Source organism: Spongiactinospora gelatinilytica, from assembly GCF_003236385.1.
GTDB lineage: Bacteria > Actinomycetota > Actinomycetes > Streptosporangiales > Streptosporangiaceae > Spongiactinospora > Spongiactinospora gelatinilytica.
Window position 1 is genome coordinate 1 of the sequence record NZ_POUA01000040.1, and the last position, 15,421, is coordinate 15,421.

Here is a 15,421-nt window from a genome sequence, read left to right on the forward strand (position 1 = left end):
GCCGAGTGGGGTGAGCCTAGCCGGTGGGGCCGACAGAAACGGGTCAGCAGATGACGTAGTCCCGGCGGGTGCTGTCATGGCTACAGGAGTCGAGTAGTTTGCCGGTGTTGCTGCGCAGGGTCGCGGTGTCGGCGTCGTTGTTCCACACGTACTGCTTGCGGCCCCAGTAGTGGGTGGACGTGCCGCTCCGGCCGCTTCCGGTGCGGATCGTGATCGACTCCCCGCCCTTGATCACCGTGCCCGCCGGGAACCGGTACTTGTAGCCGGTCTCATCGTGGACGATCCAGCCGCCGATCTTCCTCGTGGTCCGTGTCACGTTCTTGATGACCACGTACTCGCCGTTCAGGCTGCTGTTGGAACGGCGGTCCACGCCCGGCGAGTCGTAGTACACCTTCGCGACCTGGACCGCAGGGGCGGCGGTGGCCTGCGCGGGGGCCGCGATCAGGGGCAGGGCGACGGCGGCGGTGCCTAACACGCCGGCCGCGGCGCGGGAAAGACGCATCTGGATCTCCTGTATATCCAAGGGCTCTTGACGGAGAGAAGACGCGGCATCGCGACATGTCGTTTACGGGGAGAACGACCTGGTTGGCGGCTCGGTGAACTTTTCACCGGTTTTGCTGGATACCTCCGGTGCCGCGATCACACAGGCGAAGAGCGATTACTCACCGGGACGGCAATCGGGAAAGGGCGCTGTAAGGTGATACGGCGGCCTGACCCGCGAGCAGACGCGCACACGAAGAGCAAGGCGGATCCCCGAAAGCCGCCTTGCTCCTTTGTGCCGCTCAGCGCATTATCTGATTTACAACCGTCAGGGGGCCTTGCTACCGTAGCCGTACTCCGAGACGACGTTGTCGCCGCTGTCCTTCAGCTTGGCGGAGTCGCCCTTGTCATTCCAGATGGGGCGCTTGCTGCCGTAGACGAAGCCACCCCATTCGGGATGCACTTCGTTGGTGTAGACGCGGATGCGCTGCCCCGGTTGCAGGACCGTGCCAGGGGGGAACACGAAGTCCTGGCCGGCGTCGTCCGCGCCGAGCGTCCAGCCGGAGATGTTGCCGGCCGCCGTGCCCCGGTTGACGATTTCCACGTACTCGTCGGCCTGGGTGTACTTCACCTCGCCCTTGTTGCGGACCGTCGTGATGTGCACGTCGGGCCGCCCGGCGTGGGCGAAGATGGCCACCACGTCGGCGCTGTTGGCACCGTTCTCCGGGCTGATGAACTGCCGGACGACCTGCCCGCCCTGCTTGAATCCGCTGATGACCACGCCGTACTGCTCCCCGTCGATGGTGACGGTCTGCGGGGAGACGAACGTCGGCAGGTCCACGATGTCGTCGGGGGCCGGGCCGGTGTTCGGCGTCTCGTTGTGGTGGAAACGGAAGGTGAAGTCGGCTTCGGTGCCGTCCTCGAAGGCCACCCGTACCGCCAGGTCCACATCGAACTGCGGCTGCGGCATCGCCTGGATGGGGAAGTTCTCGTGGGTGAAGGTGCCCAGCGTGAATTCGGTGCCGTCGGTGCGCACCTGGACGCCGCCGCCCTGGAAGACGTAGCCGCTCTTGCCGCCGCCCGCGGGAATGCCCCAGGTGACGTGCGCGGTCCCCAATCCGTCGAGGTTGGGCGGGGTGGTGCTCATCGACGGCCAAGAACCGGAAGTAGTGGCGGTGCTCATCGAACCTCCTGCGCCAGTGATCAGTGGATCAGAAAAATGGAGGTGCTTGTCTTGATATTGGTTACACGATGATCAGGGTGGTTTGTCAAGTGGATGTCCGCGCCTTGACAAAAAGCATCTGGTAAGCGGATTACAAGCCGCGTCGGCATCTCGAATATATCCTGATCAGATGGAGCCCGACCGTTTCTGAATATTATTCACATGTTGCTCGCGCCCTCCGGGGAAGGCCGAACTGTCGGTCCCCTGTGACAGGCTGGGTCTGACATATGACGATCACGCGAAGGAGGGGCCGCATGGCCGGCTGGGGTGAGTTCGCCGAATCGGCGCCGGAGTTCGCCGCCCGGGCCCGGGAGTCGTTCGAGTCGCACAAGCACAAGACCATCGCGACGCTGCGGAAGGACGGCTCGCCGCGGATCAGCGGCATCGAGGCCGACATCGTCGGCGCCGACCTGTGGTTCGGGTCGATGCCCGGCGCGTTGAAGGCCCGCGATTTGCAGCGCGATCCGCGCTTCGCGCTGCACGGCCCGCCGGTGCTGCTCGACGCCGACGACCCGGCCACCACGGTGGGCGACGTGAAACTGTCCGGGCGCGCGATCGAGATCACCGACCCGGAGCGGATCGCGTCGATGTGGGCTGCGCGCGGCATCGCCCCTGACGCTTTCGAGGGGTCGCACTTCTTCACGGCCGACATTGACGAGGTGGCCGTCATCCGGATCGAGGGCGACGAGATGGTCATCGACCTCTGGCGGCCCGGCCACCCACTACACCGCGTGCGGCGGACATAGGTACGCGCCCCTGGCGACACCGCAGGAGCCGCACTTCGGCCGGGCGGCCGGGCGGCCGAGCGGTTGCGGCTGCCGCAGCCGTCGTAGGGCCAGGCCACCCGTCGGCTCCAACGGCAGGCCGGTCGATTCCCCGATGCCGCCGGCCCCGGCGGCGGCGGGTCTTACGGCTTGCGGCCGATGCCGCCCAGCACCGGTATCGGTGCCGGTGGGTCGCCGTCGTGGGGGAAGGGCGCGGAGTCGTCCGGGGTGCGCGCGGCGTCCGGGAGGATGTGGTTGATCGGCTGCACCTTCTCCACCGGGCTCGTGCCGGTGAAGAACGCGGCGAGCTGTTCATCGTCCCGGAAGACCGGCCGGGCGCCGGGGACGGCGTAGTCCTGCGACGATCTTCTCCAGCCGCGGCTGCCGCTCGACGTGCGAGATCACCAGGTACGACCCGGAGGGCAGGGCGTCCACCAGCCGCCGCACGATGTCGTGGACGCCCGTGTCGTCAGGGAAGAAATGCAGGATCGCGATCATCATGAGCGCGATGGGCCGGTCGAAGTCCAGGGTCTCGGCCGCGCGCCGCAGGATGAGGTCGGGGTCGCGCAGGTCGGCCTCCAGCATCGCGGTGCCCGGGTTGGTGGTGAGCAGGGCCCGCCCGTGGGCGATCACCACCGGGTCGCTGTCCACATAGACGACCTTGGTCTGCGGGGCGAGCGCCTGCGCCACCTCGTGCACGTTCTCCTGGGTCGGCAGGCCGCAGCCGATGTCGAGGAACTGATGGACCCGATGATGGCCCACCAGCCGCCGCACCGACCGGACCAGGAAGCGCCGGTTCTCCCACGCCAGCATCCGGACATGGGGCGCCTTGGCCATGATCGCGTCGCCCACGGCCCGATCCGCGGCGAGATTGTCCTTACCGCCGAGAACGTAGTCATAGACGCGCGCGATGTTCGCCTCGTTCGTACCGATCGTCATAACGAGCTCCGTCCAGGGGGCGGGAACGCAGGCTGCCAAGTGCCTCTAGTTTGGCGGGTCACGGCCCCGGGCGCTGGAGGAGCCGTGCCCTAGGGCTGAAGCACGTACTTTCCGCGCACCCCGCCCTTGGCGACCGCGCGGTGGGCGGAGGCGACCTCGCCGAGCGGTACGACGGCGTGCACTCGCGCCGGGAGGCGGCCCTCCGCGGCGGCGGCGAGCAGCCCGGCGAGCCGTGCGCCGTCGGGCCGCACCGACACCACGCGGACGGTCCCTGCGTGCCCTCGAACGCGACGGACTGCTCACCCGCACGGTGACGCCGACCGTCCCGGTCACGGTCACGGTCACCTACGAGCTGACCGACCTCGGACGATCCCTCTACGACGTGATGCGCCTGATCAAGGGCTGGGCGGAGACCCACATGGACGAGGTGCCGGCCAACCGGGAGGAGTGCGACGCCCGCGGCGCCTAGCCCGCCGGCAGGCCGCGCGATGCGAACGCGCCGACCCCGCCACTTTCAAGCTATAGCGCAGCGGGGGGCTTGCGGCAAGACCCCGGTCGTGCCGCAGAATCGTCGGCCGGAAGGCGACGACCTCAGGGGACGGGGCGGTTCATGTTCGATGTGATCATTGCCGGTGGCGGGCCGACCGGCCTGATGCTGGCGGCCGAGCTGCGCCTGCACGGCGTGCGCGTGGTGGTGCTGGAGAAGGACGCGGAGCCGGCCCCGTACGTCCGCTCGCTCGGCCTGCACGTACGCAGCCTTGAGGTGATGGACCAGCGCGGGATGCTGGAACGGTTCCTCGCGCACGGCACCCGGTACCCGCTCAGGGGCGGCTTCGCGGGCATCACCAAGTCCGCGCCCGGCGGGCTGGACACCGCGCACCCCTACCTCCTCGGCATCCCGCAGACCATCACCGATCGCCTGCTGGCCGAGCGGGCCGCCGAGCTGGGGGCCGAGATCCGGCGCGGCCACGAGCTGACCGGGCTGAGCCAGGATGACGACGGGGTGACCGCCGAGGTCGCCGGCGGCACGCGGTTGCGCTGCCGCTACCTGGTCGGCTGCGACGGCGGCCGGAGTACGGTGCGCAGGCTGCTCGGCATCGGCTTCCCCGGGGAGCCGACCAAGGTCGAGACGCTGCTCGGTGAGATGGAGCTGACCGAGGACCCGGAGGAGATCGCCGCCGTCGTCACGCGGGTCCGCGCCACCCAACTGCGGTTCGGGGCCATGCCGCTCGGCGACGGCGTGTACCGGGTCGGCGTGCCCGCCGAGGGGGTGGCCGAGGACCGTACGGTTCCGCCGACCATCGAGGAGTTCCGGCGCCGGCTGCTGGCGACCGCGGGCACCGACTTCGGCGCGCGCTCGCCGCGCTGGCTGTCCCGGTTCGGCGACGCCACCCGGCTGGCCGAGCGCTACCGGTCCGGGCGGGTGCTGCTGGCCGGGGACGCGGCGCACATCCACCCGCCGACCGGCGGGCAGGGGCTCAACCTCGGCGTCCAGGACGCCTTCAACCTGGGCTGGAAGCTCGCCGCCGAGATCGCCGGCTGGGCCCCCGCCGACCTGCTGGACAGCTACGCCACCGAACGCCGGCCGGTGGCCGCCGCCGTCCTGGACAACACCCGCGCCCAGATGGAACTGCTGTCCACCGAACCGGGGCCGCAGGCGGTACGCAGGCTGCTGTCCGAACTCATGGACTTCGAGGCGGTGAACCGGCACCTGATCGAGAAGATCACCGCGATCGGCCTCCGCTACGACTTCGGCGCGGCCGAGGACGATCATGACCTGGTCGGGCGGCGGCTGCGGGACGTGACGCTGAAGCGGGGCCGCCTGTACGAGCTGACCCGCACCGGCCGCGGGCTGCTCCTCGACCAGACCGGCCGCCTCTCGGTCGCGGGCTGGGCGGATCGCGTCGATCACGTCATCGACGTCAGCGAGGAACTCGACGCGCCCGCCGTACTGCTCCGCCCGGACGGCCACGTCGCCTGGACCGGCGACGCCCGGCACGACCTGCTCGCCCACCTGCCCCGCTGGTTCGGCCCCGCCACGACGGCCTGACCAGGCCGATGCGACCCGCAGGTGCTGGATCAGGGCACGCCGACGAGCGAAGGGCGCTGTGCTCGCCTCCGTCATGCCGCCGCGACCGCCCCGGCGCGCGGCCGGCGCGGTCTCGGTGGTGCCCGCTTTCGTGATCGGGTCAGTCGTCGGGCAGGCCGCTCTGGACGTGCTGCTGGTAGGTGGTGCCGTCCGGGGCGGCGGACGCCGCTTGGAGCACCGCCGCGCGGATGGCGACGTTCTCCTCGATGGCGCGGGCGGCGACCGCGGGGTCGCCGATCTGGAGGCGCCGGGCGTCCCTGTTGCCCTGCCGGGTCAGCGTCAGGAACGGCATCGCCGCGGATTCGGGGATGCCGAGCTGCTCGGACAGCTCGTCGCCGTAGGCGCTGCGGAGGATGGCGTGGACGAGCCGGGTGAGGTCGGCGGATGACATGAGCGGCTGCGGGTGGGCGGCCAGGGTCTGCACCTGGGCCTCGATCATGGCGGCGGTCAGGGCGCGGGAGTTGTCGTCCGGCGCGTGCTTGGTCACGTCGAACAGGTGCATCAGCTCCGCGGCGCCCTCGTGGCCGGTGACGTCGCGGTAGAAGCTCTCGTCTTCGAGCCCGAGCAGGTAGCCGATGTAGTGCCAATACTCGTACATGCCGTACTGCTCGGCCTCGGTCAGCTCGAAGCCGAGCGCGGCGATGGCCTGGTAGCTGATCAGGGCGAAGTCCAGCCAGGTGCGGGCCACATCGACCTGGTTGATCGGGACGCCCCACTCGGCGGTGTCCCATCCGCGCTTGAGCGCGCCGTGCCGCATCCGCGCGTGCAGCAGCCGGACCTGGGCGGTGGCCAGGTACCCGGGAGCGCCGCGCAGCAGCCCGCCGGGCATGGTGGCCTGTGCCGTCCACATGCCGGTCTCGGCCAGCCGCCGGGGGGCCATCGTCGTCAGCCTGCCCGTCTGGACCAGCAGCCTGGCGATGGCGGGCGACGAATAGGTGTGTACCAGGGCCGTGGCCATGGCCGACAGCTCGAACCACAGCAGCGGAACCGACAGCGCGGCGGTCTCGCCGCGCCGGATCATCTCGGGGTCCGCCCACGCGGGCACGGTCTCCATCTGCCGCAGGAACGCGGCGATGGCCGGGGGAGCGTCGGTCAGGCTCGCCAGGCCGTCGGCGAGGCCGGCGTTGAGCGCGCGGCGGCCCTCCTTGCCCAGCGCGTCCAGCTCGGCGATGACGGCGTCCGCGAGCGGATCGCCCACCCCGAGCAGTCGCACCATGCGGTCGGCCTTCTCGCCGTGCCGCTCGCGCGCGCGGTCCAGATCGACCACACGGCCGGGAACCTGCACGCCCTGGTCGGTTTGCGTCATGAGTCCGCTCCGTTCGTGCTCTTCGGGATGACTACCGTTTGATCATTCTCCCGAAATGAGAGTACTGTCAATATGATATGAGTCGCAGCCCAAGGGACGCTACGATGACGCCTGATCCACCCGTCCGCCCACCTGGGGAAGGAGCCGCATGGCCGCGGAGCACGCACAGGGTTCGACGCCCGCGCAGCGGCGCAGGGACCGTCAGCGCCAACTGATCATCCGCGAGGCGGCGCTGTTGTTCGAGGAGAACGGCGGCGAGGAGGGCGGCGGCTTCGAGAAGACCACCGCCGAGGCCATCGCCGAGCGCTCGGACATCTCGGTGAGCACCTTCTTCCGGTACTTCAAGACCAAGGCCGACGTCATCTACCTGGACCTGGGCAACGCCATCCCCGACCACATGGACCGGGTCGCCGCGAAGCTGGCCCAGGGGCACGGCCTGGCCGAGGCGTGGGTGGCGGGCACGCTCGACGCCCTCGACCGGTTCGCGGCCGACGAGTACAACAGGGCGCGCATCCTGCGCGCGGTCCGCTCACCCAACTTCCACACCCCCCGGGCCATGTGGACGATCCGCTGGACCGACTCGCTCACCGAACTGCTGCGCGCCCACCTGCCCGAGGGCGAAGACCGCGACTTCCGGGCGCGGACCACGGCGGCGGTGTGGCTGAACACCATGTGGACGGCCATCGAACAGTGGGCGTCGGTGGGCCTGGACCGGCCGCTGGCGCCGATCCTGCGAAACGCCCTCGCCCAGGCCGCCACCGTCGCGGCCCGAGCCCGCGACGCCGTACCGTCCGACGACTGGACGACCACCGACCGACCGATGAACGACTGATAAACGACCGCTCCGAAGGCGGGCGACACCCCGCATAAGGGTCGTTCATCGCGCGTAGGGGTCCGGTGGCACGCCGGTTGCGGCCCGACCCCTAATGCGCCCCCTCTCCGCCGCCGCCGACCTTGCCGGTCCCCTGCGGGGCCGCTTAGCGTGAGGTGCTTCCACGGAGGAGAGAAGGTAATTGGCCGTGAAAGGAATCGTCCTCGCCGGAGGTCGGGGAACGCGGCTGCACCCGATCACCGTCGCGGTTTCCAAACAACTGCTCCCGGTGAGCGACAAGCCGATGATTTACTACCCGATTTCGGTTCTCATGCTGGCCGGAATTCGGGACATCCTCCTTATTTCCTCACCCGACCAGGTGCCGAATTTCGTCCGGCTGCTCGGCGACGGCGCGCAGTTCGGCCTGAACATCACCTACGCGGCCCAGGAGTCGCCCGACGGCATCGCGCAGGCGTTCCTGCTCGGCGCGGACCACATCGGCGGCGGGCCGGCCGCGCTCATCCTCGGCGACAACATCTTCCACGGACCCTCGTTCTCCGATGTCCTGGAGGAGAACGTGCGCGACGTGTCGGGCTGCGTGCTGTTCGGCTACCCGGTCAGCGACCCGGGCCGGTACGGCGTGGGCGAGACCGACGCGAGCGGCCGGCTGATCTCCATCGAGGAGAAACCCGAAAGGCCAAGGTCCAACCGGGCCGTCACCGGCCTGTACTTCTACGACAACGACGTCATCGACATCGCCAAGAACCTCAGGCCGTCCGGCCGGGGCGAGCTGGAGATCACCGATGTGAACCTGGCCTACGTGCGGCAGGGCCGGGCCCGGCTGGTCGATCTCGGCCGCGGCTTCGCCTGGCTGGACACCGGCACCCCCGAGGCGCTGCTCCAGGCCGGACAGTACGTGCAGACCATCGAACTCCGCCAGGGCGTGCGCATCGCCTGCCTGGAGGAGGTCGCGTTGCGGATGGGCTTCATCGACGCCGAGCAGTGCCACCGGCTCGGCGCCGCGCAGGCCGGGTCCGGCTACGGCCAGTACGTGATGAACATCGCGAGCAGTTTCCGCGGATGAGGATCCTCATCACCGGCGGGGCCGGGTTCATCGGCTCGCACTACGTACGCACCCTGGCCGAGCGGGACGACTGCACGCTGACGGTCCTGGACAAGCTCACCTACGCCGGCGACCCGGCCAACCTGGACCCCGTCCGCGGCCGGTTCACGTTCGTGCGCGGCGACATCTGCGACGCCGCCCTCGTCGGCGAACTGGTGGCCGGGCACGACCAGGTGGTCCACTTCGCCGCCGAATCCCACGTAGACCGGTCGATCAGCGGGGCGGACGAGTTCCTGCGCACCAACGTGACCGGCACGCACACGCTGCTCGCCGCCGCCGTCCGGCACGGGCTGGGCACGTTCGTGCACATCTCGACCGACGAGGTGTACGGGTCCATCGCCGAGGGCTCCTGGCGGGAGGACCGGCCGCTGTCGCCGAACTCGCCGTACTCGGCGTCCAAGGCGTCCTCCGACCTGGTGGCGCTCGCCTACCACCGCACGTACGGGCTGGACGTCCGCGTGACCCGCTGCTCCAACAACTACGGGCCCTACCAGTTCCCGGAGAAGGTCATCCCGTTGTTCGTCACCCGCCTGCTCGACGGGGGCACCGTGCCGCTGTACGGCGACGGCCTGAACGTGCGCGACTGGCTGCACGTCGCCGACCACGTCGCCGGCATCGAGCTGGTACGCCAGGCCGGCCGGCCCGGCGAGGTCTACAACATCGGCGGCGGCACCGAGCTGACCAACCGCGAGCTGACCGGCCTGCTGCTGGCCGCCTGCGACGCCGGGTGGGAGCGCGTGGAGTACGTCGAGGACCGCAAGGGCCACGACCGCCGCTACTCCGTGGACCACACCAAGATCCGCACCGAGCTGGGATACCACCCCGCCGTGGACTTCGAGAAGGGCCTGGCCGAGACGGTCGAGTGGTACCGGAGCAATCGGCCCTGGTGGGAAGCGCTCAAGAACCGCCTAAGGGTGCCCTAGGGGTTGCCGCCGCCGAGCGGGGCGACCCACCATAACGCCGCAAAAGGAGGGGATCACATGCGGATTCGCGAACTCGGCATCGGTGGGGCGTACCTCATCGAACCCAAGGTCTTTCCCGACTCCAGAGGACTGTTCCTGGAAGTCTTCAGCCAGCCCGTCTTCACCGAGGCCGTCGGCCACCCGATGAACGTGGCCCAGGTCAACTGCTCGGTCTCCGCCCGCGGCACGATCCGCGGCCTGCACGCGATCCACCTGCCCGGCCAGGCCCGGTACGTGAGCTGCCCGAACGGCGCCATCCGCGACATCGTGGTGGACATCCGGGAGGGCTCGCCGACCTACGGCGAGCACGTCGCGGTCGAGCTGGGCGAGGACGATCGGCACGCGCTGTACCTGGCCGAAGGGCTCGCGCACGGCTTCGCGCCGCTCACCGAGCAGGCCACCGTCGTCTACCTGTGTTCAAATACGTGGTCGCCGCAGTCGTCGTTCGAGGTGAACCCGCTGGATCCGGACCTCGACCTGCCCTGGCCGCGCGACCACGAGCCCGTGCTCTCCGGCAAGGACCGCGCCGCGCCGTCCCTGAAGGAGGCCGCGCGGCTCGGCATCCTGCCCTCCTACGCCGACTGCCAGGCCCGATACGCCGAACTCGCCTCAGGAGCACCGCGATGATCCCGCTTTTCAAGGTCGCCATGTCGGAGTCCGCTCCCGGCGCGGTCGCCGAGGTCGTCGGCAGCGGCCAGATCGGCCAGGGCGCCAAGGTCGCCGAGTTCGAGCGGGCGCTCGCCGACCGGATCGGCAACCCGCGCGTCGCCACGGTCAACAGCGCCACCTCGGGGCTGCACCTGGCACTGCACATGGCGGCGCGGGGCCGCGACGACGACGAGGGCGAAGTGCTCTCCACGCCGCTGACCATGGAGGCCACCAACTGGGCCATCCTGGCCAACCGGCTGCACATCAAGTGGGTCGACATCGACCCCGCCACGCTCAACGTCGATCTCGACGACCTGGCCCGCAAGATCTCCCCGCGCACCCGCGCCATCATCGTCGTCCACTTCGCCGGGTATTCGGTCGATCTCCAGCGGCTCTCGGCGATCCTCGACGACGCCGAGGCGGCCTTCGGGTTCCGCCCGAAGGTGATCGAGGACTGCGCGCACGCCTGGGGGGCCACCTACCAGGACCGCCGGCTCGGCACGCACGGCAACACGGCGGTGTTCAGCTTCCAAGCGATCAAGCACCTGACCTGCGGCGACGGCGGGGCGCTGGTACTGCCGGACGACGAGACGCACGAGCGGGCCACGCTGCTGCGCTGGTTCGGCATCAGCCGCTCCGCCGACCGGCTGCGCAACCCGCCGGACGTCGCCGAGTGGGGCTACAAGTTCCACATGACCGACATCAACGCCGCCATGGGGCTGGCGAACATGGCGTGGGCCGAGGAGGTCGTGGCCCGGCACCAGGCCAACGCCGCCTACTACGACCGGGAACTCGCCGGCGTGCCGGGGCTGGAGCTGACCGAGCGGGCGCAGGACCGCCGGTCGTCGTTCTGGATCTACCCGATCAAGGTCGAGGACCGGGCCGGCTTCATGAAGCGCATGGACGAGGCCCAGATCATGGTCAGCAACGTCCACGAGCGCAACGACACCCACTCCTGCGTCCGCCGCTACTCCGCGCTGCTGCCCGGCCTGGACCGCGTGGCGCGGCGGATCGTCTGCCTGCCCGTCGGCTGGTGGGTGACCGAGGAGCAGCGCGCGCACATCGTTGCGACCGTACGCCGCGGCTGGTGACACACCGGCTCAGGCCAGCAGGTGCGCCGCGGTGATCCGGCGCAGGTGGATCAGCATGTCGTAGGAGTGCGCCAGCCGGATCAGCGGCGCCGCGACCGGGTACACCGTGCCCACCACCCCGGTCGGGCGCGGGACCTGTAACCACGCCCGCGCCCTGGCCGGCACGGTCCGCAGGTCCAGCAGGTGATCGTCATCGTCGATCTGGTCCAGGGTGTGCTCGTTGCTGTGGCTGGCCGCGGGGCCGACGGTGAAGCTGGTCATGTTGTTGGCCTCGTTCCAGGCGTTGAACGACCCGCGGTGGAAGGTGAAGCCGACGTTGACGTACCGCTGGCCGAGGTACTGCCGCAGGAACGCGCCCAGCACCCTCGGGTAGTGCTCCGGGTCGAAGCTCTCGTAGGCGACGTGCGCGTTGTGCGCCGACAGCAGCATCCGGTGCCCGGTGCGCAGCCGCCACCACACCGTGTTCTCCGCCATCGCCATGTCCCGGTGCAGCAGTCCCTGCGCGAGCTGGGCGGGGTCGTCGAGGTCGTGGGCGTACAGGGTCCAGGTCTGGGCGATCACCTTGGCGTGGCGGACCGCCCAGGCGTGCGAGCAGGCGTCAGGCCAGGGGTGGCGGCGCAGCAGGGCGAGCGCGCGGCGGGCCAGGAAGACCAGCCAGCGGCGTTCCTCCAGCGGCTTGGCCAGGTAGTGGCCGGGCCAGGCGCCGGCCCCTGGCTCGGGCCGCAACTGACGGTAGAGCGGGGCCAGCTCACGGCCGAGCCGGGGCGCGTGCCGCATCGCGAGGGTGAGCACCCGGTCGTACAGCTCCTCGCCCGCGTGACCGATGTCGGCCCCCATGAACTGCACTTTCCGCTCGTGCCGCTCGTTGTGCGCGCGCATCCACTCGATGAGGTCGAGGTGCTCCAGGGTGTTCCAGAACACGTACGACCCCTGGAACTCCTCGTCCATGATCTGCCGTGGGTCGCCCTTGCCGTGCAGCACGTAGTCGTTGAGCCGCAGCCCGGCGCTCCAGTTCGCCTCCAGCGCGAACGTGGTGAACCCCAGCTTCTCCACCAGGTACCGGAAGATCCGATGTTTCATGGTGAAGAACTCGTGGCTGTTGTGCGTCGCCTGGCCGAGCCCCACCACGCACGCGTCTGCGACCAGCTTGCCCAGCGGCTCCAGATCGCTGCGATCCGCGTACGGCTCGGTCGTACGCAATGGATATGCGCTGCGCCGGAGCGCGGTCATGACGCAGTATTGCGGCGAACCGGACATCGGATCCCTTCCTGGGCTGGAATTCGACCGTTCGCAGTCCATGATCCAAGAACGGCTGAATTGGTGCCATGCAGGACTCCCCCGTCTCCGTGGTACAGCCTGCCCCACCAACGAATAGGGGCGGGCTAGGGGTTGGGCGTCGATCACCCGGTTTCTAGCATGGCGGCAGATTTCGACGACGGAAAACGCGTGATCGTCGATTTGACGAACAATCGGGAGCGGGCGAGCGCCAATGAACAGCCAGGACACCACGCTGCAACTACCGCCACTGGAACGCGCGCTCGCGGACCTCACCGACACCGAGCTCGGGCTGCACCTGATGTCCACCCGGGCGATGCAGTGGTTCCTCGGCTCCAACGGCTCGGACGCCTACGCGATGGTGTTGCGCGGCCAGACCGACGATCCCTATCCGCTCTACGAGCGGCTTCGCGCCCTCGGCCCGCTGCACGCCAGCGCCGCCGGAAGCCAGGTCACCTGTGACCCGGTGGTGGCCGCGAGAGTGCTGGACGGCGCGGACTTCGGGCCGGTCGGCCCGGCGGGCAAGCCGGTGCCGCCGCAGGTGGTGCCCTACTTCGGCCGCGTCCCCGGGCGGGCGGACAAGGAACTGTGGCTGCCACGCTTCGGGGCGGAGGCGTGCGCCGCGCACGACGACCTCATGGCAGGCGTCTACCGGGCGGCCCTCGACCGCGCGCCGCGGCCCGGCTTCGACCTGATGAACGACGTCCTGCGTCCGGCCACGGCCGAGATCACCGCGAAGCTGATCGGTGTGCCCGAGGGCGAGTACGACCGGTTCGCCGAACTGTGCCTGCGGCTCGCGCGCATCCCTGACAGCCTGCTCGCCGCCCAGCGGCTCGACGTCGTCCGCGACCTCGACGCCGCCTTCGCCGGACTGGACGCGCTGCTCGGCGAGGTCGCGGGCGGCGCGGCCCCGGCCGAGCGGGAGGCGCTGCGCGCGATCTGGCTGCTGCTGTCGGCCGAGGGCGTGGACGCCGCCGCCCGGCTGGCCGGCAACGCCGCGCTGGCCCTGCTGGACGACCACGACCAGTGGCGGGCCCTGCGCGAGCGGCCCGAACTGGCCGCCGCCGCCGTCGAGGAGTCGCTGCGCCACGACCCGCCCGTCCAGCTCCAGGCGCGCGTGGCCAGGCAGGACGTCGAACTGGCCGGTCAGAGCATCCCCGCGGGCACGCACGTCGTGGTCGTTGTCGCGGCGCTGGGCCGCGACCCGCAGACCTACCCCGAGCCGGCGCGGTTCGACCTCACCCGCGGCGTCGTGGCCCCGGCCGGCGGCGGGCTGAACGAGTTCGTCGCGCCGCTCGCCAAGCGGCAGGCGGAGGTCGCGCTGCGCGTGCTGGCCGAGAGCGGGCCGGACATCCGGCGCGACGGCCCGGTACTGCGCGGCAGGCGCACCCCGGTCACCCGCGGCCCGCTCACCCTCGCGGTGACCACCCTCTGAGAAGGAGACCTTCCGATGCGTGTCCTCATGACGACGCTCGCGCAGGCGTCCCACTACTACAGCCAGGTCCCGCTGGCCTGGGCCCTGCGCGCGGCCGGGCACGAGGTACGGGTGGCCAGCCAGCCGATGCTGACCGACGACATCCTGACCTCCGGCCTGCCCGCGGTGCCCGTCGGCACCGACCATGTGCTCCAGCAGATGCGCCAGGATCTCGCGATGGCCGGCAACGTGTCCTTCCCGAAGATGTACGAGGAACGGGACGAGCCGCCGACCTGGGCCGACGCCCTCGACTTCGAGATCTTGACGACCGCGCTCATGCTGATGGCGGCCAACAACGACACGATGGTGGACGGCCTGGTCTCCTACGCCCGGTCCTGGCGGCCCGACCTGGTGATCTCCGAGCCCTACACCTACGCGGGGGGCATCGCCGCGGCGGCCTGCGGCGCCGCGCACACCCGCCTGCTGTGGGGGCTGGACGCGCCGGGCAGCGCCCGCAAGGTGTTCAACGAGCTGCGCGACCAGCAGCCCGAGCAGCACCGCGAGGACCCGGTCGCCGAGTGGCTGACCTGGACGGCGGCCCGGTACGACGTGCCCTTCGGCGACCACCTGATCACCGGCCACTGGACGATCGACCCGCTGCCCGAGAGCCTGCGGCTGCCCGTGGGCGTGCCCACCCTGGGCATGCGCTACATCCCCTACAACGGCCGCTCGGTGATCCCGGACTGGCTGCTGGAGCCGCCGCGCAAGCCGCGCGTGTGCCTCACGCTCGGCCTGTCCGGCCGGGACTTCATGGGGGCCGACCCGTTCTCCCCGGCCGAGCTGGTCGAGGCGATGGCCGACCTGGACATCGAGCTGGTCGCCACGCTCTCCGGGGCGCAGCGCGAGGGCCTGGAGAAGGTGCCGGACAACACCAGGATCGTGGACTTCGTCCCGTTGCAGGCGCTGCTGCCGACCTGCCGGGCGACCGTCCACCACGGCGGCTTCGGCTCGGTCGGCGGGGCGCTGATCAACGGCGTGCCGCAGATCACGATCGCCGACATGTGGGACACCCCGGTCAAGGGCCGGATGATCGAGAATCAGGGCGCCGGGCTGTTCTTCCGCCCGGAGCGGATGAGCGCCCAGATCGTACGCGAGGGCGTGCAGCGGCTGCTCGACGAGCCGTCCTTCGCCGACAACGCCGCGCGGCTGCGCGGCGAACTGCTGGCCGAGCCCACCCCGGCCGCCCTCGTCGCCGAACTGGAGCGGCTGACCGACGAGCACAGGAGCTGACGGCCGG

Annotated in this window: 17 protein-coding genes; 10 read left to right on the plus strand and 7 right to left on the minus strand. The window is 70.3% G+C overall.

Annotation, left to right across the window (positions count from 1 at the left end):
• Nucleotides 1-43: 43 nt before the first annotated feature.
• Nucleotides 44-502: a lamin tail domain-containing protein gene (locus C1I98_RS08010; RefSeq protein WP_111166440.1), complete on the minus strand. Its 459-nt coding sequence runs from the start codon at nt 500-502 to the stop codon at nt 44-46.
• Between the two features lie 306 nt (nt 503-808).
• Nucleotides 809-1,663 carry a lamin tail domain-containing protein gene (locus tag C1I98_RS08015; RefSeq protein WP_111166441.1) on the minus strand — a complete coding sequence of 285 codons (855 nt, stop codon included), beginning with the start codon at nt 1,661-1,663 and terminating at the stop codon, nt 809-811.
• Between the two features lie 293 nt (nt 1,664-1,956).
• On the opposite strand from C1I98_RS08015, the gene C1I98_RS08020 reads away from it, so the two are divergent.
• Entirely contained in the window at nt 1,957-2,448 is a 492-nt protein-coding gene (locus tag C1I98_RS08020) for a pyridoxamine 5'-phosphate oxidase family protein (RefSeq protein WP_111166442.1), read from the plus strand.
• A gap of 161 nt (nt 2,449-2,609) precedes the next feature.
• Here C1I98_RS08020 and C1I98_RS44930 read toward each other — a convergent pair whose 3' ends face one another.
• The 3 genes from C1I98_RS44930 to C1I98_RS08030 all read right to left on the minus strand — a co-directional run bounded on the left by C1I98_RS44930 (nt 2,610) and on the right by C1I98_RS08030 (nt 3,662).
• Nucleotides 2,610-2,744: a hypothetical protein gene (locus C1I98_RS44930; RefSeq protein WP_267898023.1), complete on the minus strand. Its 135-nt coding sequence runs from the start codon at nt 2,742-2,744 to the stop codon at nt 2,610-2,612.
• A 34-nt stretch (nt 2,745-2,778) separates the two neighbouring features.
• The gene (locus C1I98_RS08025) at nt 2,779-3,405 is read right to left on the minus strand and encodes an SAM-dependent methyltransferase (protein WP_111166443.1); all 627 of its coding nucleotides are present in this window, start codon (nt 3,403-3,405) and stop codon (nt 2,779-2,781) included.
• 89 nt (nt 3,406-3,494) lie between these two features.
• Nucleotides 3,495-3,662 (minus strand): zinc-binding dehydrogenase, encoded by a 168-nt coding sequence (locus C1I98_RS08030; protein WP_233507440.1) that lies wholly within the window; start codon nt 3,660-3,662, stop codon nt 3,495-3,497.
• Here C1I98_RS08030 and C1I98_RS08035 point away from each other — a divergent pair.
• A complete protein-coding gene (locus tag C1I98_RS08035; protein WP_111166445.1) occupies nt 3,638-3,874 on the plus strand; it encodes a winged helix-turn-helix transcriptional regulator in 237 nt (78 codons plus the stop codon). The two genes, C1I98_RS08030 and C1I98_RS08035, sit on opposite strands and share 25 nt — an antisense overlap.
• Before the next feature lie 141 nt (nt 3,875-4,015).
• The gene (rox, locus tag C1I98_RS08040) at nt 4,016-5,455 is read left to right on the plus strand and encodes a rifampin monooxygenase (protein ID WP_111166446.1); all 1,440 of its coding nucleotides are present in this window, start codon (nt 4,016-4,018) and stop codon (nt 5,453-5,455) included.
• Between the two features lie 139 nt (nt 5,456-5,594).
• Here the strand turns inward: rox and C1I98_RS08045 are convergent, their stop codons facing one another.
• Complete coding sequence (locus C1I98_RS08045) at nt 5,595-6,800, minus strand: oxygenase MpaB family protein (protein WP_111166447.1); 1,206 nt, start codon at nt 6,798-6,800, stop codon at nt 5,595-5,597.
• A 148-nt stretch (nt 6,801-6,948) separates the two neighbouring features.
• Here C1I98_RS08045 and C1I98_RS08050 point away from each other — a divergent pair, with 148 nt between their 5' ends.
• The 5 genes from C1I98_RS08050 to C1I98_RS08070 all read left to right on the plus strand — a co-directional run bounded on the left by C1I98_RS08050 (nt 6,949) and on the right by C1I98_RS08070 (nt 11,435).
• Nucleotides 6,949-7,632, plus strand: a complete 684-nt coding sequence (locus tag C1I98_RS08050) for a TetR/AcrR family transcriptional regulator (RefSeq protein ID WP_111166448.1) — start codon at nt 6,949-6,951, stop codon at nt 7,630-7,632.
• A 187-nt stretch (nt 7,633-7,819) separates the two neighbouring features.
• A complete protein-coding gene (gene rfbA / locus C1I98_RS08055) occupies nt 7,820-8,695 on the plus strand; it encodes a glucose-1-phosphate thymidylyltransferase RfbA (RefSeq protein WP_111166449.1) in 876 nt (291 codons plus the stop codon).
• Nucleotides 8,692-9,657, plus strand: coding sequence for a dTDP-glucose 4,6-dehydratase (rfbB, locus tag C1I98_RS08060; RefSeq protein ID WP_111166450.1), 966 nt, complete (start codon nt 8,692-8,694; stop codon nt 9,655-9,657). The genes rfbA and rfbB overlap by 4 nt, the downstream gene beginning before the upstream one ends.
• Nucleotides 9,658-9,714: 57 nt before the next feature.
• A complete protein-coding gene (rfbC, locus tag C1I98_RS08065) occupies nt 9,715-10,323 on the plus strand; it encodes a dTDP-4-dehydrorhamnose 3,5-epimerase (protein WP_233507443.1) in 609 nt (202 codons plus the stop codon).
• The gene (locus C1I98_RS08070; RefSeq protein ID WP_111166451.1) at nt 10,320-11,435 is read left to right on the plus strand and encodes a DegT/DnrJ/EryC1/StrS family aminotransferase; all 1,116 of its coding nucleotides are present in this window, start codon (nt 10,320-10,322) and stop codon (nt 11,433-11,435) included. The genes rfbC and C1I98_RS08070 overlap by 4 nt, the downstream gene beginning before the upstream one ends.
• Before the next feature lie 9 nt (nt 11,436-11,444).
• Here the strand turns inward: C1I98_RS08070 and C1I98_RS08075 are convergent, their stop codons facing one another.
• Nucleotides 11,445-12,665, minus strand: coding sequence for an erythromycin esterase family protein (locus C1I98_RS08075; protein WP_158557959.1), 1,221 nt, complete (start codon nt 12,663-12,665; stop codon nt 11,445-11,447).
• 259 nt (nt 12,666-12,924) lie between these two features.
• Here C1I98_RS08075 and C1I98_RS08080 point away from each other — a divergent pair, with 259 nt between their 5' ends.
• Nucleotides 12,925-14,145: a cytochrome P450 family protein gene (locus C1I98_RS08080; RefSeq protein WP_111166453.1), complete on the plus strand. Its 1,221-nt coding sequence runs from the start codon at nt 12,925-12,927 to the stop codon at nt 14,143-14,145.
• A gap of 15 nt (nt 14,146-14,160) precedes the next feature.
• A complete protein-coding gene (locus C1I98_RS08085; RefSeq protein ID WP_111166454.1) occupies nt 14,161-15,414 on the plus strand; it encodes an activator-dependent family glycosyltransferase in 1,254 nt (417 codons plus the stop codon).
• Nucleotides 15,415-15,421 lie beyond the last annotated feature (7 nt).